The following is a 22,468-nucleotide window of genomic DNA, read 5'->3' on the forward strand; positions in this document are numbered from 1 at the left end:
CCAATCAGAAGCAGGGAGGAACACACGCATGAAACGCACACTCGAATGCTGGCTGGGCGCCGCCGCGCTCACTCTGGCGGCGCTGCCGTTCGCGGCCGCGCCGGCGCAGGCCGAGGAACCGATCGCACTCGGTTGGGTCGGGCCGCTGTCACCGCCCGGCAACTATTCGGGCGGTCAGGAGATGCAATGGGCCGTGCAGCTCGGCGTGGATGAGGTCAACAAGGCCGGAGGCGTGCTCGGACGGCAGATCAACGTCACCTACGAGGATACAAAAGGCCAGCCGGCCGACGGCAGCGCGGCTGCCATCAGGCTCATCACCAAGGACAATGTCGCCGCCATCTTCGGTGAATTCCATTCCTCCGTCGCATTGGCCGAGATCGAGGAGGCGCATAAATACGGCGTCGCCTGGGTCGGTACCGACGTGTGGGCGGACGCCATCACCGCCAAGCAATATCCGGAAGTGTACCGCCTGGCGCCTGCCAATTCTCTCGTCTACGTCAAGGCGGCCGACTGGACCGTTGAGCAGGGCTTCAAGAACGTCGCCATCATTGCCGAGAACACCGATTTCGGCCAGGGCGGCGCCAAAGTCATCGCCGACGAGCTGGAGGTCAAGAAAGTTCCCCACACGCTGGTAACGATCGACCTCGCCCAGCAAGATTTCACGCCCGCGCTTCTGAGGCTGATGAGCCAGGACCCGAAGCCGGACGCCATCCAGATGGTTGTCGCCGGGCAGGCGCAGTACCAGCTCGTTAAGCAGGCCTGTCAGCTGGGATTTGCGCCTACCGCCGCGACCAAGCTGATCGGCTCCTCGGGTCTTCTTCAGAAGGAAGTCTGGGAAGTCGCGGGCGAATGCGCGAAGAACCTTCTGATCGTGAATGTCGCGCAGCCGACGTCGCAGTGGAACGACAAGACCAAGGCCTTCGTCAAGGCTTTCACCGAGCGCTTCAATCGCGCGCCCACCGGTGTGGCGATGGAAGCCTACGATACGTTCAACGTCGTCGTGGAGGCGATCAAGAAGGCCGGTTCCGCCGACCGCGGCGCGATCGTCAAGGCGCTGGAAGGGATCAAGTACGAAGGCACCAACGCCACTTACAACTTCCCGACGACCAAGGCGCCGGATTGGGCCTATCATCAGTTTGTCGACGTGCCCTTCACCATCATCCAGTATACGGCGATGAACCAGGCGCCAGGGGACGCGGCGGTCGTCTATCCGAAAAAATGGGCGACCAGCGACAAGATACTGCCCTGAGCGGAGCCAAGCCGGCGGCCTAACGGCCGCCGGCCATTTTATGCGCCCTCAGCGAAACAGGCGATGCAACGATGAGCTATTTCCTTCTCCTGGCAGTCAACGGCCTCGTCATCGGCCTCATCTACGCCCTGACCGCCGCCGGGCTGACGCTGGTCTTCTCCGTGCTGAAGGTGGTCAATTTCGGTCACGGCTCGCTCTATATGCTGGGCGGCTACGCCTCCTACTACATCATCACCGCATTGCATGTGCCGCCGCTGGTCGGCGTTGCCGGCGCCATGGTTGCGCTTTTCATCTTCGGCGTCGTCTTCGAGCGGCTGGTGATTGCACCCATGTACACCGACAAGGTCGAGCGCAAGGACGAATATGCCATCATCGTCACCTTCGGCCTCACTATCCTGCTGACCAATCTCGGTCTTGTCGTCTTTGGCCCCTTCGCCAAGTCGCCACCCTCCTTCATGACCGGCGCGCTGATCCTCGGCCCGTTGATCCTGCCCTATGACCGGCTGATCGCGGCCGTAACCGCGGTGGTGCTGTTGGTCGGACTTGCGCTCTTCCTCAAGCGCACATCGCTCGGCCAGGCCCTCGACGCGGTGAGCCAGAGCCGGGAATCGGCCGCCGTCATCGGCATCGACCCGCTTCGCATGTACACTGTAGCCTTCGGACTCGGTTCGGCGCTGGCCGGAGGCGCCGGCGCGCTGATCGCGCCGATCTTCGCGCTGTCACCGTCGATGGGCGACCTGCCGGCGGTGCAGGCCTTCATCATCATCGTGCTCGGTGGCATGGGCTCGGTCGGCGGCAGCATCGCCGGCGGCATCCTGCTCGGCCTTGTGCAAGGGCTCGGCGTCGGTTACCTGCCGGACCCGAACCGGGCGCTCGCCTACACGCAAGCCTTCGGCGCGTTGCTTCTGGTGGTTACGCTGCTGGTGCGGCCGACCGGCCTTTTCGGCCGCTCGCATCTCCGCCTAGAATAGGAGTGCCGGCAATGACGCGCTCTTCCCTCTTTTCCCGGGCGACGCAGGCGATCCTGCTCATGGCCGCGGTCTTACTGCCTGTCCTCGGCATCGGCCCATATTGGACGCATGTCGGCGCGATCGCATGGTACTACGCGCTGCTCGCGGCAAGCTGGGCGCTGCTCGCCGGCTTTGCCGGCCAGTTTTCTTTCGCCCATGTCGCCTTCGCGGCGCTGGGCGGCTACGCCTCGGCGTTGTGCATCGCGCGCTTCGGCCTGCCGCTGCCGATAGCCATTATCGTCGGCATCGTGCTTGCCATGGTGACCGGCGCGCTGATCGGCGCGCTGGTGCTCAGATTGTCCGGACCTTACCTGGCGCTCTTCACGCTCGCCATCTCCGAGATTTTCCGCATGATGCTGATCGCCGAGGAGGATTTCACGCGCGGCATGCTCGGCTTGCCGGTGCCGGGCCTGTTCCCGGGCCGCTCCGACCTTCCCTACTACTATCTTGGCCTCGGCCTAGTCGTACTTGCCGTGGCCGGCATGAACTGGCTGCTCGCCACCCGTGTCGGCCTTTTCCTGCGCGCCATCCGCGAAGACGAGGGCGCGGCGCGGGCCAGCGGTGTCGACACAACTCGCTACAAGATCCTCGTCTTCGTCGTCACCAGCGTCATCGCCGCCATTGCCGGCATCTACTACGGCCATTTCATCGGTATCCTGACGCCGAACATGGCCATCCTGCCGGAAATGGGTCTGGTCGTCGCCATGGCGGTCATCGGCGGCATCGAGAGCCTGCCCGGCGCGGTCATCGGTGCGGTCGTCGTCTACCTGCTGTCGGAATCGCTTCGTTCCTACGGAGAGTGGCGCTTCGTGCTGATGGGGCTAGCTCTGATCCTGGTGCAGCGCTTCGCCCAGAACGGCCTCTTCCCCATCCTCGAACAGTGGAGCCGGCCGCGACGGATAGGTCGCAGCACCGCAAAGACGGCCTCGATAAAGGAGGAGCGCCATGCCGGCTGACAACAACGCGCCTTTCTTCTCGGTCGAGGGGCTTGCCAAGCATTTCGGCGGGATCCACGCCGTCGAGGGGCTTTCCTTCACCCTTTCGCGCGGTGAGATCGTCGGATTGATCGGCCCGAACGGTTCGGGCAAAACCACGACTATCAACATGGTGACGGGAGCGCTGAAGCCAACTGCCGGCGCGATCGTCGTGGAGGGCACGGACATGGCGCGCTCGGCAGCGCACCTCTATGCCCGGCGCGGCGTGGCCCGCACCTTCCAGGTGCCTCGCCTGTTCCGGCGCATGACGGTGCTGGAAAACCTTATGGTGCCGGCGCTCTCCGAGGCGGCGGCGCGCCATGCAGCCTCGGAAACGCGAGCCCGCGAAGTGCTGGCCTTCCTGCGTCTTGATCATCTCGCCGACGACTATGCGCGTTCGCTCTCGGGCGGCCAGCAAAAACTTCTGGAGCTCGGCCGGGCGCTGATGCTGAAGCCGCGGCTCCTGTTGCTTGACGAGCCCTTTGCCGGCGTGCATCCGCGCCTTCTCGACCAGATCGCCGAGCACATCCGCAGCCTTAACCGCGATGGCTACACCATCGTGCTGGTCGATCACAATTTGGAGGCGGTCCAATCCGTGGTCACGCGCGTCATGGTCATGGCGCGCGGCCGCAAGATTGCCGATGGGCCCGCCGCGGACGTGCTGCGGGATCCGGAGGTCGTGCGCGCTTACACCGGAACGCGGGTGCACTAAGATGGCCGAAGTCGCCTCCACGTCTCAATCCCACGACTGGCCCCGGTCAGCACCGCTGCTGTCGTGCGAAAACCTCGTCGCCGGCTATACGCGCGACATCGACATTCTGCGCGACCTGTCCGCCAAGGCCTGGGCCGGGCGCATATCCTGCGTCGTCGGCCCGAACGGCACGGGCAAATCGACCCTCCTCAAGGCGCTGTTCGGCTTTCTCAAGCCGAGCAGCGGCCGCGTCAGGCTTGGTGATAAGGACATCACGGGCCAGCCGCCCTTCCGCATGCTCGCCGCCGGGCTCGCCTACCTGCCGCAGCGCCCGAGCCTGTTCCCGCACTTGACGGTCGAGACCAACCTCAAGCTCGGCCTGTGGCACGCGAGGCCGAAGAAGGCGGTGCTCGCCGAAAAGCTGGAGCGCGCCTATGCGCGCTTTCCCATCATCCGCGAGAAACGCGCGCAGCCGGCCGGCCAGCTATCCGGCGGCCAGCAGAGGCAGGTCGAGATCGCCCGCAGCCTGATGACCGACCCGTCGATCTATCTCATCGATGAGCCAACCGCCGGCGTCGACCCGCAGACCAGCGAACTCATCTACGAGATCGTCCGCGACCTGGCGCGCGACCTCGGCAAGGCGGTGCTGCTGGTCGATCAGGACATCCGCGCCGCGCTCGCCATCACCGACTATGTCTACGTGGTCAAGAACGGAGCGGTCTTTTCGGAAGGCGCGCGCGAAGATTTCGGCAGCGACACGGACGCGCTGGTCGCACGCTGGCTTTACGCCAGCGGTGAATGACATTCGTTCGCATCTGCAGCCCGCTCTTGGGCATGTCTCCCGAAAGTGGGAACCGGTTTCGGGATAAGGACATGCGTAAAATCAAGGACCTAAAGCGATGGAGCGCATCTGAAAGATCGCGACGCGCTTTAGGGCTGCCCGTAACCTTGAGGCGGTTCGAACAGTCCGCCTCGCGCAACCTCGAGCGCACGCCCGATCCTGAGCGCGACGGCGTCATCGAAGTGGCGCACCACGATCTGCAGCGCGGCGGGCAGACCTGCGACAAGCCCCGCCGGCACGCTCAGCGCCGCCATGTCCATCAGGTTCACCAGGCGCGTGAAAGTGCCCAGCGGGGTCTTGGCCTCGTCGATTTCCGCCAGCGGCGGTGCCAGGATCGGCGCAGTTGGCGTCAGCAACGCGTGCGCGCCCTCCAGATAACGGAGAAATTCGGCCTGCAGGTCTCGCCTCAGCCCGAGAAGCTCCTGATAGCGCGCCCCGTCGATTTCCCTGCCGCGCAGAATCCGTGCCCTGATGACCGGATGGACGACACTCGTCTCAGACTCCACATATTCGCGCAGGTGATGCCATGCCTCCGCCGCCATGAGGTCGCCGGTCGTGGCCATGTATTCCTCGGGAGATCGCGGCATGGCTTTTTCTTCGATCTCGGCGCCAAGCCCGGCCAATTGCTGGACAGTCGCCCGAAAAATCGTCAGCACGCCATCTTGAACCGAGCCGAGGTCGCGCTCCGAGGGGATGCGCAGGCGCAGGCCCTTGACCCCATGCTCCAAGGTTTGCAGCGGATCCGGCGCAGAGACGCCGAATGTCGCGGGATCGCTCGGGTCCGGCCCTTGCAGAAGAGAGAGCAGCAGTGCCGCGTCTTCGACGGACCGGACCAAGGGGCCGACGCTGTCGAACGATGCGGCCAGAGGCAGCAAACCGCCGCGCCCGACCAGGCCGACGGACGTCTTCAGGCCGACGACGCCGCACATGGACGCAGGGTTGCGCACCGATCCGCCGGTGTCGGTGCCGAGCGCGACCGGCACAAGGCCGGCGGCCACCGCGACGCCCGAACCGCTCGACGAACCTCCGGGAGCCCTTGCAACATCGCAGTCGCGCGGGTTGAGCGGCGTGCCCAGGATGGCGTTGGTACCCCAGCCTCCGAATGCGAATTCCACGGTATGCGCCTTGCCGAACGCGATCATGCCCGCCTGCGTCAGCCGTCGCACGGCATTGGCCGTTATGGTCACGGGCTGCCCGGAAAGAGCCTTCGATCCGGCCGAGGTCGCGTAACCCGCCATGTGGAACAGGTCCTTGACGGCGAAAGGGATGCCGTCGAGCGGGCCGAGCACAGCTCCCCGGCTTCTGCGCTCATCGGCAGCAGCCGCCGCCGCAAGTGCTGCCTCGGAGAAAATCTCCACGAAGGCATGCAACTGCCCGTCATGCATCGCCGCCCGGCCCAGTGCGCGCCGGACAATATCGGTCGACGTCGTTGCGCCGATGCGCAGCGACGCGGCAAGCTCGCTCGCGGTGGCAAATGGCGACAGTTTTTCGGCTGTGTCAGTCATTGTGATTCCAGGTCCGTCTTGCCAAAGACCATAGATTGAAGCCGCCTGGGAAACAAAGAGGTGAAACATGACCGCCGATCCCTTGCTCATCATGGTTGCGCCGAATGGCGCCCGGCGCACCAAAAGCGACCATCCCGCCCTGCCGATGACGGTTCCGGAACTGGCGGAGACGGCAGCGGCATGTTTGGCCGAGGGTGCGGCCGCAATGCATGTTCATGTGCGCGACGAGGCGGGAGCGCATGCGCTCGACGCCGATCTCTACGCTGAAGCGCTCGCCGCGATCCGTGAGCGCACGAACGGCGGAATGATTGTCCAGGTCACGACGGAAGCGGTCGGCCGCTATTCGCCCTCAGAGCAGATGCAACTGGTCCGCGCGCTCCGCCCCGCCGCGGTTTCGGTCGCGCTGCGCGAAATCCTGCGCGCGGGGGAGGCGGCGGCGTCCGCCTTCTTCGCCTGGACAGCCGAGCAAGGCATCGGCGTGCAGCACATCCTCTATGACGAGGGCGATCTCGAGAAATTCGCGCAATTGTCTCGACGGGGAGACTTTGGCGATATGCGCCGGCCGCGGTTGCTTTTCGTGCTCGGCCGCTACGCGCGCGATCAGGAAAGTCGACCTGAAGATCTCGATGCTTTCCTTGCCGGCCTCCAACGCCACCGACTCGCTACGGACACGGTCTGGTCGGTCTGCGCTTTCGGTCGCGGCGAAACCTCCGCCCTGGCGACGGCCATCGCACGGGGCGGTCATGTTCGTGTGGGGTTCGAGAACTCGCTATGGAATGCCGATGGGGAGGTAGCGCGCGACAACGTCGAGCGCGTCGCTGTCATCGCCCGCGTAGCCGCCAATGCAGAGCGGCCGCTTGCATCGGCTCAGCAGGCCAGGGCCATCCTTGGAATTGCCTGTTGATGCGGCCGCGAAAATCGCCGCCGAAACTACGCTATTGCCGCCGTTTTCCCTCTACTCCCACTCGATTGTCTAAATACCCTATAACATACTGAAATCACTAGGTGTTTGATCCCAGGCTTTGATGGGGCATCCTTGTCCTCCGAATCGAAGGAGGCACTATGGGCCAGGTTCTCCATGGGAGCGCCACGACGACAGAGGCGGTCCGTCGAGCGATACAACATAGTCAAGAGAGCCTGAGAGCCCTAGCCAAGCGCTACGGGATCAACCAGAAGACTGTCGCGAAGTGGCGGGAGCGGACCTCAACAGCCGACCTTCCGACGGGACCGAAAGAGCCGCGGTCGACGGTTCTTTCCGTCGAGGAGGAGGCGGTCATCGTCGCCTTCCGGCGCTACACGCTACTGCCGCTCGACGACTGCCTCTATGCGCTGCAGCCGACGATCCCGCATCTGACGCGATCTTCATTGCACCGCTGCCTCCAGCGCCACGGCATTGGCCGCCAGCCCGATGTCGAGGGTGACAGGCCGGCGAAGAGGAAGTTCAAGAGCTACCCGATCGGCTACTTCCACGTCGACATTGCCGAGGTGCGGACAGAACAGGGCAAGCTGCACATGTTCGTGGCCATCGACCGCACCTCGAAGTTCGCCTTCGTCGAATTGCATGAAAAGGCCACCACCGCCGTCTCGCGAGAGTTCCTGCTTCGGTTGATCGCGGCCGTTCCCTACAAGATCCACACCGTGCTCACTGACAACGGCATCCAGTTCACCACGCCCGGCGCAGGAGGATCAGCCGTGCCGCTGATCAAAGAGGCCATCGCCAACGGCGAGCGCTTCTGGGCTCATGCCTTCGAATACACCTGCGCCACCAACGGCATCGAACACCGTACCACCAGAGCCAAGCATCCGTGGACCAACGGCCAGGTCGAGAGGATGAACCGCACCATCAAGGACGCCACCGTCAAGCGCTTCTATTACGAGAGCCACGATCAGCTGCGCCAGCACCTTGCCGACTTCGTCACGGCTTACAACTTCGCCCGCAGGCTGAAGACGCTCAAAGGGCTCACACCCTACGAGTTCGTCTGCAAGGCGTGGACCACTCAGCCCGAACGCTTCAGACTAAATCCGCTCCAGGAAATGCCGGGACTAAACATCTAGCAAATTTATTCTGATGGCACGCAAACTCCGACGCCGAGGCCGCCAAAAAGTTACGCTTTTGATTTTAAAGGAAAAATCGCCGCAAAAATATTCTTGAGGGCTCAGGACCTATCGGTATCGGCCGGGACGAATTTCGGTTATTCGGCCGAGCAGTAACGCTTCGAAGGTGTCGCCGAAAGTACCGTCGCCGCCGATGAATAAGACGCCTCGCTGGGCAGCGCCATTCGGCGGCACGCCGCGGCGAAATACCGACAATAAGAGGCATCGTTGCGGCTTGGGTTGCCCTGGCGATTGCCGGCGCGAGCACGAACCGGCGCGAGTCTCGCAGTATCTTCGCTCAAGCGAGACGGCTTTGATGCCTCGCGCTTGATGCCGCCGTCGCCAGGACCCGAGCCCGACGATAGGCATCTGGGATCGACAGTGCCCACACGAACAACCCGAACGCATGTCGCCCGATGAACGATTGATCCGGGGTGGTCGTCACGTAGCTAATCGCCGAAAAGAAAAGCACGAAGAATGCAAACGCTAGCCCGCGCCTCGGGTCGCGGACGGCAAAATGACCGGCCCCGGGGCAGAGGATCGCCATGGCGAGGACCAGGTATGGATTGATTGGCTTGGCCATCGGCGACCTCAGGCGGCTTCGTGGACAGCAGTGATGGCGCCGCCCGCGGCCAGCGCCTCGCTCAAGGACTGCGCCTCCGCGACTGCCTTGCTGACGAGATCGGCGGAAATCGTGGTGACTGCAAAGCGGATCTGCCGCAGCAATAGATGTGCTCCGCGCTCGCCCTGGGCGACCTGGCGAATCACCCGGGTACCGCGCGGCGAAATGACGGCTTCCTTAAGGGCGGGATCGGAAAAGAGGTTACGGAAGATCGCTATGGCGCGCTCAACCTGGCAGGCAGTGGCGCGACCATCGCCGCGCATCAACACTGATGCGTCCATCTGTGGTGGCGCCATCCATTCAGGCAAGTCATGGACAAGCGAATAATATTCAGCACCGGTCGGGCGGGCGAGCACGCCAATCGCTGGCCGGCTGCGTTCGCTGACTTCGCTGAGTGTCACCCGGAGCCAGAGCTGCGGCAGTCGACGTGTGACCATTGTGTCGGCAAGGAGTTCGATCCGCACCTGTCTGCCGTCCTCAAGGCGGCTGACAAGAATGGGAAAGTGATCGGGGGCGAAGCTGATCCGCGCATCGGGAAAAGACCTCGCCGCCTCATCAAGAAGCCCCCTGCGTTTCGCGAGGGAGGCACGATGGTCGCTGATCGCGCGCTTGCCTATCCAGGCGCCAGCAGCAGCGATGAAAGCGGAAAGAGCGATGGTGGTGATCATCGAGATCGCCTTGATGAGGACGTGGCGGCGCAAGAGCGCGCCGCCACGTCTGACAGGTTCAGTAACCGCGCGGCTTTGGCCAGGGCATGGTGAACTGGTCGCCCCGACGCACGAACCGATAGCGCCGGAAATGGAACCAGAGCGATGCCACGATGTAGAAGCACATCATCGCGCTGAGCTGCGTGCCGTAGCCGAGGAACACAGCGAAGTACGCGGCAGCGCACAGCGTCAGCAGGACGATAGTCGGCAGTGGGTGGAGCGGATGCACATAGCCGCGCTTGATCGTTTCGAGCGGCCATTTGCGCCGGAACATGACCATATTGAAGGTCATGAAGGTGTAGCCGAGCAGGCCCGACAGGATCGAGAATGTCACGACCTGGTCGAGTGGCGCGCCAAGCGCGAAGATGAGGGCAATGGGAACCAGGAAAACGATCGACCGATACGGCGTGCGGTAGACCGGGTGCACCGCGCCGAACCAGCTCGGCAGGTAGCGGTCGCGGCCCATCGAGAACCAGGCGCGCGATGCATCGTTGATGCATCCGTTGGCCGATGCGAGCGTCGAAAACATCGTGCCGACGAAGAGGAGCACCATCAATCCGGTGTTACCCGTGACGCGCGCGGCGTCAAAGAGAGGCGTTCCGGCCTGACCGAGATATTCCCAAGGAAGGAGGCCGGAGCAGACGTACCAGGTCATGGTCGCGGCAATCAGCAGCGTCATGATGCCGGCCATGGTACCGTAGGGAAGCGAACGCGCTGGCGACCGCACTTCTTCCGCGGCCTGGCAGGTGCCCTCGATGCCGAGATAATACCACAAGCCGAAGTGCAGCGCTGCGACAATGCCGATCCAGCCGTAGGGCAGCGGGGCTGTGGTGATCGCCGAAAAGTCCATCGGCACGGCAGAGGCCCCGAGTTGCACCGAGACGAACAGGGCAATGATCGCCAGGAAGGCAATGGCAGTGATGACCAGATTGAAGGTCAGTGTAGCCAAAACGCCGCGGAAATTGAGCCACGCCAGGAACATGATGGAAAGGATGATGAACGGCTTCTGGTTGAGGCCGGTATGGCCCATCATCCCCGCGACCGTGTCGAGCAGATAGCCGACGGTAATCGCGTTGGCCGCCTCGAGCATGGTGTAGGCCATGACCAGGAACAGGCCGACATTGAAGGCCATCAACGGCCCGACAATGTGCTTGGCTTGAGCGTACTGGCCGCCAGCCGCGGCAATGGTTGACGTCACTTCGGAATCGATCATCGCCACGCATGTGTAGAGCAGGCCTGCCACCCAGCAGGCGGCAAGTCCGGCGATCATGCCGCCTTTGCCGACAGAGAAGTTCCAGCCCATATATTCCCCGACAAGCACGATGCCGACGCCGAGGGCCCAGATATGGGCGGGGCCGAGCACGCGCAGGAGCTGAAGTCGCTCGGTTGCGGGTGCGGTTGCAGTCACGTTTGCCATTTCCGTCCCCTCAGATCTGGTGGCGCTCGGCCGTCACCTCGATCTCGCCTTCGCGTGATGAGGTTAGCAGCTCGTTGTCGTAGGTGGTGTCTATGCGAATGAGGTTCATGAGCATCAGCGCACCAAACATGGCTGAAAGGGCCCAGGCGACGTATTCGAGAATGTTCCAGATATCCATGGTCGCCTCCCTATCGCCGCTTGGGATCGAAGCGCTCTTCGATCACTTCGCGGTATTCCCTGTCGGAAAGCCGCACGACCAGGACAAAATAGCCAACAACCAGCACCGCCATGACGATCAGCGGCAGCCAGTTGAAGCTGTAATCGAAGCGCGCGGTGATGATGTCGTTCGCGGCAGCCGGGTCGGCAATTCCAATCGCCGCCCATTGTTTGGCCTCGGTCGCATTCTGACCAAGCGCTTCCCAGGTCGGATTGGCGATGGGGTTAGGTGTTTTGGCGGCGCCGGCAAAGCCCAGGTAGAGGGGCAAATAGAGGGCGCCCACGGTCAGCACGAGCAGGGTAATGACGTCGAATACCTGACCGGCGAGGCCTTGCTTGGGAGGTTGATATGCCATTTTCTAGCTCCTTAGCCCCGACGCCTGCGCATCTCGTCGAGATGCTTGATGTCAAGTCCGTAGATGAAGTGCTTGTCCTCGACGTAGTGGCGCAGCATGGCGATTATCGCCGCGGTGTTGAAAACCAGCACCAATCCGCACGCTACCGACAGGATAACGCGCATGGCAGGGATCGAAATGAATGGCCACACGCTGAACAGCGCGAAAAGAAGTGTGCCCCACAGCACGACAACGAAGACCAGCAGGCCAGCGCGATCGCGGGCATGCATCCTATCGATACGCTGGCTGAGGCTGAGTTCGTCAGTTCTACTGAGTGTTGCTTCCATTTGTTCTCCTCCAGACGGCCATTTTCGGCTTCGTTTCGCTTTTTCGTATGGGAAAATTAATTTCCCAACAGGAATATCAGGCAAAGTTAATTTCCTGTCAAGTGACGCGGTGCAGATAGTGGATGGCGTCGGTAAGGCAGAGATGCTCCTGAACAGATTGAACCTTGATATGGGTTTGCATTCGCGCGCACGCGTTCGCGACACCTCAGACCAGGTCGCGATCGAACGCATCTTTCGCGCGACCATCAGAAGCCTTGCCACTCGCGTTGCTTCGGTGGGAATTGAAGCCGTCGTCACGATTGATAGTCGCTCGCTGGCCGACATCTCGGGCGAACTCGCGCCAAGCGCGTAACGATTTCCGTCCGGAATAGCGTAAAAAAGCTGGAGCAGTTCAGCGATTATACCGAGCGCTTACCTGCTCTAGATTAGACTAAATCCGGTCGTCTTGCCGAGTACTCCGCACGCGATGCGACTCGGCTTCACCGGCGAGGAAAGGCGTTGCGGCTTTCCGTCTGGAGTTGCTTGAGAATCAACTTTTGGACGACCAATTCTATCAAAACTGAGCTGCTCCAGGAATCAGTCGTAGATCGGGAATTGGCTGACCAAATCGTGCACTTCCTCGCGCACAGCCGCCTCGATTGCTGCGTTGCCGGCCTCGTCATTGGCAGCCAACCCATCGATCACGCTCATCGTCAGGCGTCCGACCTGACGGAATTCTTCCGCGAGCAAGCCGCGTGTGGTGCAGGCCGGGCTGCCTAGGCGGATGCCCGACGTCACCATCGGGCCCTGCGGGTCGAATGGGATGCCGTTCTTGTTGCAGGTGATGTGGGCTCGACCTAGTGCGGCCTCAACAGACTTGCCAGTCAGTCGTTTGCGCCGCAAGTCGACCAACAGCAAATGCGTGTCGGTACCGCCCGAGACGATATCAACGCCCCCCTCGGCGAGGGTCTCGGAAAGGACCTTGGCATTGGCCACAACGTTTGCCGCATAGACCTTGAATTCGGGCGCCAGCGCCTCGCCGAAAGCGACGGCTTTTGCGGCGATTACGTGCATCAGCGGTCCCCCTTGGAGGCCGGGGAACACCGCCGAATTGATCTTTTTCCCGATCTCCTCGTCGTTGGACAGCACCATGCCGCCACGCGGGCCGCGCAGGGTCTTATGGGTGGTTGTGGTCACCACGTGGGCGTATTCGAGGGGGTTGGGGTGGACGCCACCAGCAACTAGGCCGGCAAAATGCGCCATGTCCACGAACAGCTTGGCGCCGACCTCGTCGGCTATCGCGCGAAAGGCCTTGAAATCGATCATGCGCGGATAGGCGGAACCGCCGGCAAGGATCACCTTGGGCCGGTGCTTGCGTGCCAGATCGCGCACCTCATCGAGGTCGATGCGATGAGTATCAGGGCGAACCCCGTAGGAAACGACATTGAACCACTTGCCGGATTGGTTGACCGGCGCGCCGTGGGTGAGATGTCCGCCGGCGGCGAGGTTGAGACCCAGAAAGGTATCACCAGGCTGCATCAGCGCCATGAAAACCGATTGGTTGGCCTGGCTGCCAGAGTTTGGCTGGACGTTGGCGAAGGAGCAGCCAAACAGCGTCTTGGCGCGCTCGCGCGCCAGATCCTCGACCTCGTCCACGAAATGGCAACCGCCATAGTACCGGCGGCCCGGATAGCCCTCTGCATATTTGTTGGTCAGCACCGAACCTTGTGCCTCGAGCACCGCCTTGGAAACGATGTTTTCGGAAGCGATCAGCTCGACCTCGTCACGCTGGCGTGTGAGTTCGCGCTTCATGGCGTCATCGACGGCACGATCCGTAATGGCCACGCCCGCGCGGAAGAACCGACCTGCGGAGCTGGTGCCAGGCTTGGTCGAAATATTCATAAGGCTCCTCCCTTGCGACGCGACGCTTGCGTCAAGATTGCTATTCACCCAGTCCAGCCAAGACCGGTTGAAATGCAGTTGATCGAAAGCAAAAGCGCGTTGACCGCCCGCTTTGGTTTTGCGGTGGAGCCGTCCTGTGCGCGGACCTCGCGCAAGAGCTGCACCTGCAATCGGTGTATGCTGTCCATCTGCGGCCTAATGCGATCGAAGTGCCGCTTGAAGGTGGGGAAGCGCTGCGAGACTTTCAGGCCACCATTGACCTCTGCGATCATCTTTCGGGTCAGCAGATATTCGGTGGCGATCTTGCCGTAGATCCGTTCACCCACCTCGCGATCTTGGACCAGACCGGCATAGAGCCGGCCGATTTCCATGTCGGTCTGGTAAATTCCCTTGTCGACCTCGTCGACGATGAGACGGAAGAAGCGCGAGCGCTCGAACATCTGTCTGAGCAGCTCCAATCCGGCGTTGCCTCGAACATTGAGGAAGGAATTGAGCGCGCTGCCGATGCCGTACCAATTGGTCAGCAGATGCCGGTTCTGGCTCCAGGCGAAAACCCAAGGAATGGCGCGCAGGTCGGAAATGTCGCGAGCCCCGAAGCGGCGTGCCGGACGCGATCCGATCTTGAGCAGTGACAGCTCCTCCACAGGACTCGCCTGATGGAAATAATCGATAAAACCGGGCTCGTTGATAAGGCTCGAATAGGATGCCTGCGACATGCCGGTCAACGCCTCCAGAGCCTCATTGAACTCGGGAATGTCCCTCAGTTCGGGCTCGTTGGCCGACTTGACGCTGTGGGCGAAAACGCTCGCGGCGAAGATTTCGAGCTGGTAACGCCCCGTGCCACGGTTGGCGAATTTCGACGACACCACCTCGCCCTGCTCCGTCACGCGCATCGCTCCGTCGACCGTGCAGGCGGGCTGGGCGGCGATCGCGCGGCCCGTCGGCGCACCGCCCCGGCTGACCGAACCGCCGCGGCCATGGAAGAAGCTGATCTTGATCTTCCGCTTCTGGCCCAGGGCGTGGATACGCCTTTGCGTCTTATTCAACTCCCAGTTCGAAGCGAGGAACCCGCCATCCTTGTTCGAGTCGGAATATCCCAGCATGACTTCCTGCCGGTTGGAGAAGTCGCGCAGCGAGCGGCGTACGATCGAGACCGCCAGCAGCCGATCTAAAATGTCGGGGGCGGCACGCAAGTCGGCAATGGTCTCGAAAAGGGGCACGACGCGCAGTCCGATTGTGCCGCTGCCGTCGAGCGCGGTGGCCATGCCGCTGTATTGGCCGAGCAAATAGACGGCAAGCAAGTCATCGCAAGAGCGTGTCATGCTCAAGATGAAGGCGCCCACCGCACCGCCGTTCAGTCCAGACGCGGCCTCGCGAATGACGTCGAACAGGTCAAGGAGCTCGCGCGCCTCCGCGGAAAGCGCCCCCCGGTCGATACCAAGCTGTTCGCCTGTGCTGAGCGCTGTACGAATGCGCGTGCTCCATTGTGGCGTATCCGGCGCGGGCGCCTGATCCGCGTCTGTAAGTCTGAAAAGTTCGGCCAGCACTCGATTGACGACCGTCGAGTTCTGGCGAATGTCCAATGCGACCGTTCGGAAGCCGAAGGTTTCGACCTGCTGTCGCAAGGGGCGGACGAAGCGTCGCCCGACGAGGTTGCCACCCAGTTTGGCCAGCACCGTTTCGACGTGGCGTAGGTCGGCCTTGAGCAATTCCGAGCGGGCATACGGCTTGGCCGCGGTCTCACCGAGCATGGCCCGCAAGCGATCCAGCATCGCGGCCGCGAACTGCCGCAGCGGCTCTCCAGGATTGCGCGCCACAATCTCGCGAGCCGCACCGCTCCGATGCAGCGCCTGGCCCAGCGCCTTGGTGAAGTCCTCAGGGATGTCGACGACATTGGCGCTGACGCTAAGCACCGTGACCAATCGGCGAACCTGCTGGATGTACCAGCCGATAATCGCCTGGCGCGATTCCTTGAGCGCACAAGCGGTAGTGCTTGCGGTCACATTCGGATTGCCGTCACGGTCCCCGCCGATCCACGACGCATAGTGCATGAAGGATGGCACCTTGAGGTCGTAATCCGGGTAGTGACGGGCGAGCGCTTCCTCCACGGCATCATAGATCTTCGGAGTCGCCTCGAAGATCACCTCGCGGAAGAAATGCAGGCCCCAAGCAATCTCACTTTCAACCGAGGGGCGTTCAAGCCGCAACTCACCCGACATCCACAGCAGCTCGATCTCGCTCCTGAGATCGTCGATCAATTGCTGATGCTCGCGTGGTGCCCAGCGCTGCTGCTCGAGCTCGGTGAGCTTGCGGTAGATGCGCCGGTGGATTTCGAGAACTGTGACTCGCTTTGCCTCCGTCGGGTGGGCGGTCATGGTTGGACCGACACTCAGCTTATCGAGGGTGGCTTGGATCTCCTCGGCCGGGTAGCCGGCGGTTTTTATTTCGCCTATGACATTGGCGAAGGAGCCAATCACCTCGTTTGCGCCGCCCATTTGCTCAAGCTCGCGGCGTGAACGCATTGCCAGCAATTCGTTAGCGATCGCGACGAGCTGGAACCATATCCCTGTCGCCTGCAGGGCAGGAATGCGCTGGGCGTCAGTGAGGGTGTCGAGGCTTGCACGCCCGGTCAGAACATCCCCCATCCCGGGTTCCCGTTCGCTGACGACGGCCGTCAGGAGCCTGAAAAGCAGGCTCCTGACGTCCTCGTGACAGCTGATTGGTCTGCTGTCGTTCAAAGCGGCACCCATTCTTCCAAGCGTTGTCCCGAGCTTGCCGAATGAGGCGGATATCTCGGGATTCTCCACCTGGAAGCAGATAGACTTTCCGCCTTCTTGAAAACGCCCGGACGGGTAGATTTGCCATTCGTTCGGGTGGGTTGGATCACCGACCGAATGATGATCCGCAAGGCCGACCTGGGCTGTCGAACCAAGCATGAATCACGATCTTGCCAACATTGGTCCAGCGCGTTTTGGATCTGGACGTCATTTAACTGTTATGCAAAGATGTTGCCTCATAGGAAAAGAAGGCAAAGCATCTAAGACTGAGGTTCAGATCCCACTAACCGCTAGCTCAGCGCGTTTCACAAGGGGACCTCGGGAGGGACTTGGACATGGATATGCACAAGGTGTTTCCAGATCTCTTTGAAGGGCATGCGCCGATCACCCTTCAGAACGCCTTTCACGAAGCGCTCGAGGCGCTCGAGGAATGGGGCGAGAAAGACGAAGAGCCGCTCGTTCCGATCCACGGCATTGCCATGCCGATCAGCAGCGTTTTCGCCAGAATGAGCGACTGCACCGATCTGATGCCGCTCAGAACACAAGGTGTTCTGGAAGCGATCATCGGCAGGGATCTGGTTCGCGCCTCAGGACGGATGCTTTACGCTGACGCAGCAAGGCTTGCGATGCCCCTGTTCGCTGCGCGGGTAGACCGTGGCGCCCTTCCCGCTTATCCTTGACAGGGACGAACGCACGCGACCGCAGCACCCCGGACTTCCTTGGAGAGGCTCTAGCCGTCACGTATTGCTTCAAAGCCGCCGAACACGGCGGGGACCGGGTAACCCCAGGCCGTGATGGCTGTCCCGCATATAGGATTGCCAAGAACAGCGACGCAGGCCATGGCAAAACCCTCACGGCGGGTTCAAACGCGCCCTCGATTTTTCTCGCCGGCGTAGAGCGCCACAGCCATCGCCCTGTTGCGGACATCAAGTTTGTCGTAGAGGTTTCTGAGGTGGTACTTGACCGTATTCTCGGAAATTCCGGTGCGGGTCGCGATCTGCAGATTGGTCCAGCCGTCGGCCAGAACCGAAAGCAGCTCGCGCTCGCGTATCGTCAGTCGCGACATCGGCGTGTCGTTGATTTTCGAGACGTCCAGGTAAGGGACGCAAATCCGGCCATTGGCGACCGCGACAAAGGTGTCGAAAAGGATCGCCGGGTCATCGAACTGATAGCAGAACCCCTGAACGCCAAGGCGCACGCACTGCTTGAGGATAGCAATGTCGTGATCGTTGGAAAAGATCACGAGGCGCGCATGCAGGCTGCGCCGCTGCATCTCCGTCATGACAGCGCCGGCGTCCATATCCGACAATCTCCACCCGAGCACGGCGAGGTCGAACTGAGGAGTCGAGGCTGACGCCGCCCGGAGAAAAGCCTCACCGGCCTGGACGCTGCCAACGAGATCGAAGCGGTCATCTCGCGAGATCATATCCCCAAGGGCAGCGACCACGAGCGGATTGCGCTCTCCGATCAAGATCCTGAATCTGCTCTTTTCGGGCATTCACTCCACCTAAGTCCCGACACATTGGCGCTGATCTTAGACTCGGCGGCATTCATGCGCGTTCCCGGCCTTCGGCTCTTGCGCCTTCTCCCCTGCAGTCCCCTATGCTGGCCGACCGCTTTTCCTGCTTCGACCACCCTTCGGCATTGATCCCCGCTCGACGCGATCCGCCATGATCTCCATTCATAGCATGAATCTAATTTTCCTTCTAGTACAATCGATCAGGTCGACACACGGTTGGATTGGGGCCTTCGCGAGGCGTGGGCCTTGCGCGCGCTCTGGCCGGCGCGGCTTCATGTTATTGGACGGCGTGGAATGCGACGAAATGCTACTGCATCAACAATATCTGCAGGTCCGCGACATTGGTGCCGGTAGCGCCCGTCATCAATAAATCTCCAGACGTTGCCAACGCGGCATAGGAATCATTGTTGGCCAGCAGGACGGCGGGCTCCTGACCGAAATTGCGCATTCGGAACGTGGACCCTGCGTCGACGATAGCCCCGGCCGCATCGGTGGGACCATCCCGGCCATCGGTACCGCCGCTCAGAAACACCCAGTCGCGGCGGATCGCTTTCTCTTCATTGGCCAGCGCAAACCGCAGCGCCAGTTCCTGATTGCGTCCTCCCTTGCCCGTGCCTGAGACCTCGACGGTTGTCTCGCCGCCGGCGACCACCGCCACCGGCCCTGCATGGCAGGCATGTTGGAGTGCGATACCGTGAAGCGTGCCAGCAGCGTCACGGACATTGCCGGACAACCAGTCGGTGGCCTTGACGACACGAATGCCGTGTTGCCGGGCTTTTGCCATCACGCTTTCAACACTAATGCGGTTGGAACCGACGACCACATTCTCGATGCGGTAGGACATCGCTTCTGAAAAGCGCTCATCTGGCGAAAGAAGAGCCCCCTTGAACGGCGGATCGATACGATATTTCGAAAGCACTCTGCGCGCGTGGGAAACGGAAGCATAAAGTGGAGCTGTAGGGCCGCTAGCCACCAGGCGAACGTCATCGTTGGGCACATCCGAGACAATGAGCGCCAATATGTCGGCCGTCGATGCCAATTGCGCCAAGCGTCCACCCTTCAGGCGCGAAAAATGCTGCCTGACAGTGTTGATTTCCCGAATGTCGGCGCCCGAACGAATGAGGGTGTCGTTGAGCGAAATCTTGTCGGCCAGCGACAGCCCGGCCGAGGGAGCGCATAACAGCGCCGAGCCGCCCCCGCTGACGAGAACGAGAAGAAGATCGCCATGCTCCGCCGACCGGGCGAGGTTCTCGACGGCGCGGCCCGCATCGAGGCTGCCCTGATCCGGCAGCGGGTGGCCGGCCGTGATGACCGCCACGCCATCGATCGCCACGGCATTTTCGGCATTGGTGACAGCTACGGCCTTGTGCAGCTTGCCGCCAATCAGCGGCAATGCCGCGCAAGTCATCGCGCAAGCCGCCTTGCCGAAGGCGATAACGATGACGCGCCTGGCCTTTTCAAACCGCTCAGAGTGCCGTTCCAGCGCAGCGACAACCGCAGGGCCCGGCTCAGCCGCGGCGACGCCCATCCGAAACAGGTCGATCGCCTGCTTGCGGAGGTCCATAAATGCCGGCGCAGGGCCGGGCAGCACCATCACACCACCCGATCCGGAGCGGGTTTGCCGTCGAAGAAAGCGATGAGATTGTCCAGGGCCTTCATGCCCATCGCCTCTCGTGTCTCCGCGGTCGCGCTGCCGAGATGGGGAAGGAGAACCACGTTCTCCCGCTCAACCAGGCCTCGGGGCACTGCCGGTTCTTCCGCATAGATGTCGAGTCCGGCGCCGGCGATCATTCCCTTGTCGAGCGCGCGGACGAGGGCGGTCTCGTCGACTACATCTCCGCGCGCCGTATTTATGAGGAAAGCGCTCGGCTTCATGATTGAGAGCCTTGCTTCGTCAATCAGATGCTTGTTTTCGGCTCCGCCGGGACAATGCAGCGAGACGAAGTCGGACTCACCGAGCAGCGCCTCGATGGAAGGAAGTTGCCGGGCAGACATTGATCGGGTCTCGTCGTCGTCAACCTTGGAACGGTTGTAGAAGACGACATCCATGCCAAAGCCGAAATGCGCTCGACGTGCCATGGCCTTGCCGATGCGTCCCATGCCAATGATCCCGAGCTTCTTGCCTGAGACCTTCGTGCCGATGAGATGTGTTGGACACCATCCCTTCCAGCCGCCGGCGCGCAGTTGCCGCTCGCCCTCCCCGGCGCGGCGTGCGACGGACAGAAGCAGGCTCATCGCGATGTCCGCCGTGCAGTCCGTCAGCACACCCGGTGTATTCGTCACCGCGATGCCGCGTTCGCGGGCAGCCGCCACATCTATGTGGCTGAAACCGACCCCGAAATTGGCGAGCAGTCTAGTGCGACAGCGGTCAGACGGAAACACCGAGGCAGGCAGTCGATCGCTGACCGTCGGAAGGATTGCGTCATAGGTCTGGAACGCCGTTGCGAGTTCCGCTGCCGTCAGGGGCACATCATCTTCATTCAGCACGGCGTCAAACCGCTCTACCAGGATCCTCTCCACCTTGGCCGGCCAGCGGCGGGTTACGATCACACGCGGCTTCATTCATAACCTCTCAACTTGCGCAATCGCACGGCGAACCGCCGGACGAGTCCAGCAGTTCGCGATGCTGCCAGCGATTTCGACGCACCACCTCGGCCGGGCCAGGCGCGGGCTTAAGCCGCCTTCAGCCTCTGTTTCAGGACATCGGCGACCGTTGCACCGAACGCTGCCGGGGTCGGCACGATGACGACGCCCGCGTCCTTGAGGATCTCCACCTTCTCCTGCGCCGACTCGCCGAAGGCCGAGATGATGGCGCCGGCATGGCCCATGCGGCGGCCCTTCGGGGCAGACAAGCCCGCAATGTAGGCGATCAGCGGCTTCCTCATATTGTCGCGCGCCCAGATCGCGGCTTCGGCCTCCTGCGGTCCGCCGATCTCGCCGATCATCACCACGGCGTCGGTCTCGTCGTCCTGCTCGAACAGTTTCAGGATGTCCTTGAAGGACGAGCCGTTGATCGGATCGCCGCCGATGCCGACACTGGTCGACACGCCGATGCCCAACGCCTTCATCTGCGAGGCGGCCTCGTAGCCGAGCGTGCCGGAGCGCCCGACGATGCCGACGCGGCCGGGGAGATAGATATTGCCGGGCATGATGCCCATCAGCGCCTGTCCGGGGGTGATGACGCCGGCGCAGTTCGGGCCGACGAGGCGCATGCGGTCCTCGAAGCGGTAGCGGCACATGTAGCGCTTGACCTGCATCATGTCCTGCGAGGGGATGCCGTCGGTGATGCACACGCAAAGCTTGATGCCGGCATCGGCCGCCTCCATGATCGAATCGGCGGCGAAGGGCGGCGGCACGAAGACGATGCTGGCTTCGGCGCGGGTCTCGCGCACCGCGCCCTTGACGGTGTTGAAGACGGGCAGGCCGAGATGGGTCTGGCCGCCCTTGCCGGGCGTGACGCCGCCGACCAGCTTGGTGCCGTAGCGCTTCATGTCGTCGGCATGGAAGCTGCCGATCTTGCCGGTGAACCCTTGCACGATGACGCGCGTGCTGCGGTTGAGCAGGATTGCCATTTTTTTCTACCTCCCTCAGGCTGCTTTTTTGTTCTTGGTGACTTTGCGCCACGCGGCGACGGCCTTTTCGGCGGCTTCGGCCAGCGTGTCGGCGACGATCACCTTCTCGCCGGAATCGGCCAGGATCTTGCGCCCTTCCTCGACCTTGGTGCCGGAGAGCCGCACCACCAGCGGCACGTCGACGCCGACCTCGCGGATCGCCTTGATGACGCCTTCGGCGACCCAGTCGCAGCGGTTGATGCCGGCGAAGATGTTGACCAGGATGGTCTCGACATTCTTGTCGCCGAGCACGGCGCGGAAAGACTTCGCCACCCGCTCGGGCGAGGCGCCGCCGCCGATGTCGAGGAAGTTGGCCGGCTCGCCGCCGGCGATCTTGATCATGTCCATCGTCGCCATGGCGAGGCCTGCGCCGTTGATAATGCAGCCGATATTGCCGTCCAGCCCGACATAGGAGAGGCCGCGGTCGCTGGCGAAGGTCTCGCGCGGGTCTTCCTGGCTCTTGTCGCGCAGCTCGGAGATTTCCGGGCGGCGAAACAGCGCGTTCTCGTCGAACGACATTTTTGCGTCGAGCGCCACGAGGCTGCCGTCGCGGGTCACCACCAGCGGGTTGATCTCCAGCATCGAGGCGTCGTAGTCGCGGAACACCTGGTAGCAGCCAAGGATGGTCTCGGTGGCCTTGCCGATCAGATTGCTCTCGAGCCCGAGGCCGAA

Annotated in this window: 22 protein-coding genes and 1 pseudogene; 9 read left to right on the forward strand and 14 right to left on the reverse strand. The window is 62.3% G+C overall.

Annotation, left to right across the window (positions count from 1 at the left end; translation table 11 throughout):
- The first annotated feature begins 28 nt into the window (after positions 1 to 28).
- The 5 genes from ABID26_RS05390 (at position 29) to ABID26_RS05410 (ending at position 4,726) form a co-directional block, all read left to right on the forward strand.
- The gene (locus ABID26_RS05390; protein ID WP_292373685.1) at positions 29 to 1,249 is read left to right on the forward strand and encodes an ABC transporter substrate-binding protein; all 1,221 of its coding nucleotides are present in this window, start codon (positions 29 to 31) and stop codon (positions 1,247 to 1,249) included.
- Positions 1,250 to 1,320: 71 nt separating this feature from the next.
- Entirely contained in the window at positions 1,321 to 2,220 is a 900-nt protein-coding gene (locus ABID26_RS05395; RefSeq protein WP_126101775.1) for a branched-chain amino acid ABC transporter permease, read from the forward strand.
- 11 nt (positions 2,221 to 2,231) lie between these two features.
- The gene (locus ABID26_RS05400; RefSeq protein ID WP_126101776.1) at positions 2,232 to 3,215 is read left to right on the forward strand and encodes a branched-chain amino acid ABC transporter permease; all 984 of its coding nucleotides are present in this window, start codon (positions 2,232 to 2,234) and stop codon (positions 3,213 to 3,215) included.
- Positions 3,205 to 3,945 (forward strand): ABC transporter ATP-binding protein, encoded by a 741-nt coding sequence (locus ABID26_RS05405; RefSeq protein WP_292341443.1) that lies wholly within the window; start codon positions 3,205 to 3,207, stop codon positions 3,943 to 3,945. The genes ABID26_RS05400 and ABID26_RS05405 overlap by 11 nt, the downstream gene beginning before the upstream one ends.
- A 1-nt stretch (position 3,946) precedes the next feature.
- Complete coding sequence (locus ABID26_RS05410; protein ID WP_292341442.1) at positions 3,947 to 4,726, forward strand: branched-chain amino acid ABC transporter ATP-binding protein; 780 nt, start codon at positions 3,947 to 3,949, stop codon at positions 4,724 to 4,726.
- A gap of 128 nt (positions 4,727 to 4,854) precedes the next feature.
- Here ABID26_RS05410 and ABID26_RS05415 read toward each other — a convergent pair whose 3' ends face one another.
- Positions 4,855 to 6,360, reverse strand: coding sequence for an amidase (locus ABID26_RS05415; protein WP_292373681.1), 1,506 nt, complete (start codon positions 6,358 to 6,360; stop codon positions 4,855 to 4,857).
- Between ABID26_RS05415 and ABID26_RS05420 the strand changes: the two genes are divergently transcribed.
- The gene (locus tag ABID26_RS05420; protein ID WP_292373679.1) at positions 6,338 to 7,174 is read left to right on the forward strand and encodes a beta-keto acid cleavage family enzyme; all 837 of its coding nucleotides are present in this window, start codon (positions 6,338 to 6,340) and stop codon (positions 7,172 to 7,174) included. The genes ABID26_RS05415 and ABID26_RS05420 overlap by 23 nt on opposite strands.
- 158 nt (positions 7,175 to 7,332) lie before the next feature.
- The gene (locus ABID26_RS05425; protein WP_292373677.1) at positions 7,333 to 8,325 is read left to right on the forward strand and encodes an IS481 family transposase; all 993 of its coding nucleotides are present in this window, start codon (positions 7,333 to 7,335) and stop codon (positions 8,323 to 8,325) included.
- Positions 8,326 to 8,662: 337 nt separating this feature from the next.
- Here the strand turns inward: ABID26_RS05425 and ABID26_RS05430 are convergent, their stop codons facing one another.
- From ABID26_RS05430 to ABID26_RS05455, 6 genes are read right to left on the reverse strand one after another with little or no spacing between them, the layout of a single operon-like run.
- On the reverse strand, positions 8,663 to 8,947 hold the full coding sequence (locus ABID26_RS05430; protein ID WP_126101780.1) for a hypothetical protein: 285 nt from the start codon (positions 8,945 to 8,947) through the stop codon (positions 8,663 to 8,665).
- 8 nt (positions 8,948 to 8,955) lie between these two features.
- Complete coding sequence (locus tag ABID26_RS05435) at positions 8,956 to 9,654, reverse strand: hypothetical protein (RefSeq protein WP_292303021.1); 699 nt, start codon at positions 9,652 to 9,654, stop codon at positions 8,956 to 8,958.
- Positions 9,655 to 9,712: 58 nt separating this feature from the next.
- Entirely contained in the window at positions 9,713 to 11,110 is a 1,398-nt protein-coding gene (locus ABID26_RS05440) for an APC family permease (protein WP_126101781.1), read from the reverse strand.
- A 10-nt stretch (positions 11,111 to 11,120) separates the two neighbouring features.
- Entirely contained in the window at positions 11,121 to 11,288 is a 168-nt protein-coding gene (locus tag ABID26_RS05445) for a hypothetical protein (RefSeq protein WP_189350760.1), read from the reverse strand.
- 10 nt (positions 11,289 to 11,298) lie between these two features.
- Positions 11,299 to 11,682 (reverse strand): hypothetical protein, encoded by a 384-nt coding sequence (locus ABID26_RS05450; protein WP_126101782.1) that lies wholly within the window; start codon positions 11,680 to 11,682, stop codon positions 11,299 to 11,301.
- Between the two features lie 11 nt (positions 11,683 to 11,693).
- Complete coding sequence (locus ABID26_RS05455; RefSeq protein ID WP_126101783.1) at positions 11,694 to 12,008, reverse strand: hypothetical protein; 315 nt, start codon at positions 12,006 to 12,008, stop codon at positions 11,694 to 11,696.
- 142 nt (positions 12,009 to 12,150) lie between these two features.
- On the opposite strand from ABID26_RS05455, the gene ABID26_RS05460 reads away from it, so the two are divergent.
- Entirely contained in the window at positions 12,151 to 12,360 is a 210-nt protein-coding gene (locus ABID26_RS05460; protein WP_126101784.1) for a hypothetical protein, read from the forward strand.
- 224 nt (positions 12,361 to 12,584) lie between these two features.
- On the opposite strand, the gene glyA is transcribed toward ABID26_RS05460, so the two are convergent.
- Entirely contained in the window at positions 12,585 to 13,889 is a 1,305-nt protein-coding gene (gene glyA / locus ABID26_RS05465) for a serine hydroxymethyltransferase (RefSeq protein WP_292373673.1), read from the reverse strand.
- A gap of 44 nt (positions 13,890 to 13,933) precedes the next feature.
- Entirely contained in the window at positions 13,934 to 16,825 is a 2,892-nt protein-coding gene (locus tag ABID26_RS05470) for a phosphoenolpyruvate carboxylase (protein WP_292341435.1), read from the reverse strand.
- A gap of 176 nt (positions 16,826 to 17,001) precedes the next feature.
- Here ABID26_RS05470 and ABID26_RS05475 point away from each other — a divergent pair, with 176 nt between their 5' ends.
- A complete protein-coding gene (locus ABID26_RS05475) occupies positions 17,002 to 17,346 on the forward strand; it encodes a BRA0787 family protein (RefSeq protein ID WP_126101786.1) in 345 nt (114 codons plus the stop codon).
- 182 nt (positions 17,347 to 17,528) lie between these two features.
- Here ABID26_RS05475 and ABID26_RS05480 read toward each other — a convergent pair whose 3' ends face one another.
- The 5 genes and pseudogenes from ABID26_RS05480 to sucC form a co-directional block, all read right to left on the reverse strand.
- Positions 17,529 to 18,164 (reverse strand): response regulator transcription factor, encoded by a 636-nt coding sequence (locus ABID26_RS05480; protein ID WP_126101787.1) that lies wholly within the window; start codon positions 18,162 to 18,164, stop codon positions 17,529 to 17,531.
- Positions 18,165 to 18,492: 328 nt separating this feature from the next.
- Positions 18,493 to 19,779 (reverse strand): glycerate kinase type-2 family protein, encoded by a 1,287-nt coding sequence (locus ABID26_RS05485; RefSeq protein ID WP_292373670.1) that lies wholly within the window; start codon positions 19,777 to 19,779, stop codon positions 18,493 to 18,495.
- Complete coding sequence (locus ABID26_RS05490) at positions 19,779 to 20,747, reverse strand: 2-hydroxyacid dehydrogenase (protein ID WP_292373668.1); 969 nt, start codon at positions 20,745 to 20,747, stop codon at positions 19,779 to 19,781. Before ABID26_RS05490 ends, ABID26_RS05485 begins: the two co-directional genes overlap by 1 nt.
- Before the next feature lie 110 nt (positions 20,748 to 20,857).
- Positions 20,858 to 21,757 (reverse strand): succinate--CoA ligase subunit alpha, encoded by a 900-nt coding sequence (sucD, locus tag ABID26_RS05495; protein ID WP_292341432.1) that lies wholly within the window; start codon positions 21,755 to 21,757, stop codon positions 20,858 to 20,860.
- Between the two features lie 15 nt (positions 21,758 to 21,772).
- A pseudogene (gene sucC / locus ABID26_RS05500) lies at positions 21,773 to 22,468 on the reverse strand (succinate--CoA ligase subunit beta); the annotation flags it as partial.

The organism is Mesorhizobium shonense, from assembly GCF_040545255.1.
Taxonomy (GTDB): domain Bacteria; phylum Pseudomonadota; class Alphaproteobacteria; order Rhizobiales; family Rhizobiaceae; genus Mesorhizobium; species Mesorhizobium shonense.

Bases quoted from the DNA above. Each gene is read 5' to 3' on its own strand.
- ABID26_RS05390 (WP_292373685.1), top strand. From the start codon at position 29: ATGAAACGCACACTCGAATGCTGGCTGGGCGCCGCCGCGCTCACTCTG.
- ABID26_RS05395 (WP_126101775.1), top strand. From the start codon at position 1,321: ATGAGCTATTTCCTTCTCCTGGCAGTCAACGGCCTCGTCATCGGCCTC.
- ABID26_RS05400 (WP_126101776.1), top strand. From the start codon at position 2,232: ATGACGCGCTCTTCCCTCTTTTCCCGGGCGACGCAGGCGATCCTGCTC.
- ABID26_RS05405 (WP_292341443.1), top strand. From the start codon at position 3,205: ATGCCGGCTGACAACAACGCGCCTTTCTTCTCGGTCGAGGGGCTTGCC.
- ABID26_RS05410 (WP_292341442.1), top strand. From the start codon at position 3,947: ATGGCCGAAGTCGCCTCCACGTCTCAATCCCACGACTGGCCCCGGTCA.
- ABID26_RS05420 (WP_292373679.1), top strand. From the start codon at position 6,338: ATGACCGCCGATCCCTTGCTCATCATGGTTGCGCCGAATGGCGCCCGG.
- ABID26_RS05415 (WP_292373681.1), bottom strand. From the start codon at position 6,360: ATGAGCAAGGGATCGGCGGTCATGTTTCACCTCTTTGTTTCCCAGGCG.
- ABID26_RS05425 (WP_292373677.1), top strand. From the start codon at position 7,333: ATGGGCCAGGTTCTCCATGGGAGCGCCACGACGACAGAGGCGGTCCGT.
- ABID26_RS05430 (WP_126101780.1), bottom strand. From the start codon at position 8,947: ATGGCCAAGCCAATCAATCCATACCTGGTCCTCGCCATGGCGATCCTC.
- ABID26_RS05435 (WP_292303021.1), bottom strand. From the start codon at position 9,654: ATGATCACCACCATCGCTCTTTCCGCTTTCATCGCTGCTGCTGGCGCC.
- ABID26_RS05440 (WP_126101781.1), bottom strand. From the start codon at position 11,110: ATGGCAAACGTGACTGCAACCGCACCCGCAACCGAGCGACTTCAGCTC.
- ABID26_RS05445 (WP_189350760.1), bottom strand. From the start codon at position 11,288: ATGGATATCTGGAACATTCTCGAATACGTCGCCTGGGCCCTTTCAGCC.
- ABID26_RS05450 (WP_126101782.1), bottom strand. From the start codon at position 11,682: ATGGCATATCAACCTCCCAAGCAAGGCCTCGCCGGTCAGGTATTCGAC.
- ABID26_RS05455 (WP_126101783.1), bottom strand. From the start codon at position 12,008: ATGGAAGCAACACTCAGTAGAACTGACGAACTCAGCCTCAGCCAGCGT.
- ABID26_RS05460 (WP_126101784.1), top strand. From the start codon at position 12,151: ATGCTCCTGAACAGATTGAACCTTGATATGGGTTTGCATTCGCGCGCA.
- glyA (WP_292373673.1), bottom strand. From the start codon at position 13,889: ATGAATATTTCGACCAAGCCTGGCACCAGCTCCGCAGGTCGGTTCTTC.
- ABID26_RS05470 (WP_292341435.1), bottom strand. From the start codon at position 16,825: ATGCTTGGTTCGACAGCCCAGGTCGGCCTTGCGGATCATCATTCGGTC.
- ABID26_RS05475 (WP_126101786.1), top strand. From the start codon at position 17,002: ATGGATATGCACAAGGTGTTTCCAGATCTCTTTGAAGGGCATGCGCCG.
- ABID26_RS05480 (WP_126101787.1), bottom strand. From the start codon at position 18,164: ATGCCCGAAAAGAGCAGATTCAGGATCTTGATCGGAGAGCGCAATCCG.
- ABID26_RS05485 (WP_292373670.1), bottom strand. From the start codon at position 19,779: ATGGTGCTGCCCGGCCCTGCGCCGGCATTTATGGACCTCCGCAAGCAG.
- ABID26_RS05490 (WP_292373668.1), bottom strand. From the start codon at position 20,747: ATGAAGCCGCGTGTGATCGTAACCCGCCGCTGGCCGGCCAAGGTGGAG.
- sucD (WP_292341432.1), bottom strand. From the start codon at position 21,757: ATGGCAATCCTGCTCAACCGCAGCACGCGCGTCATCGTGCAAGGGTTC.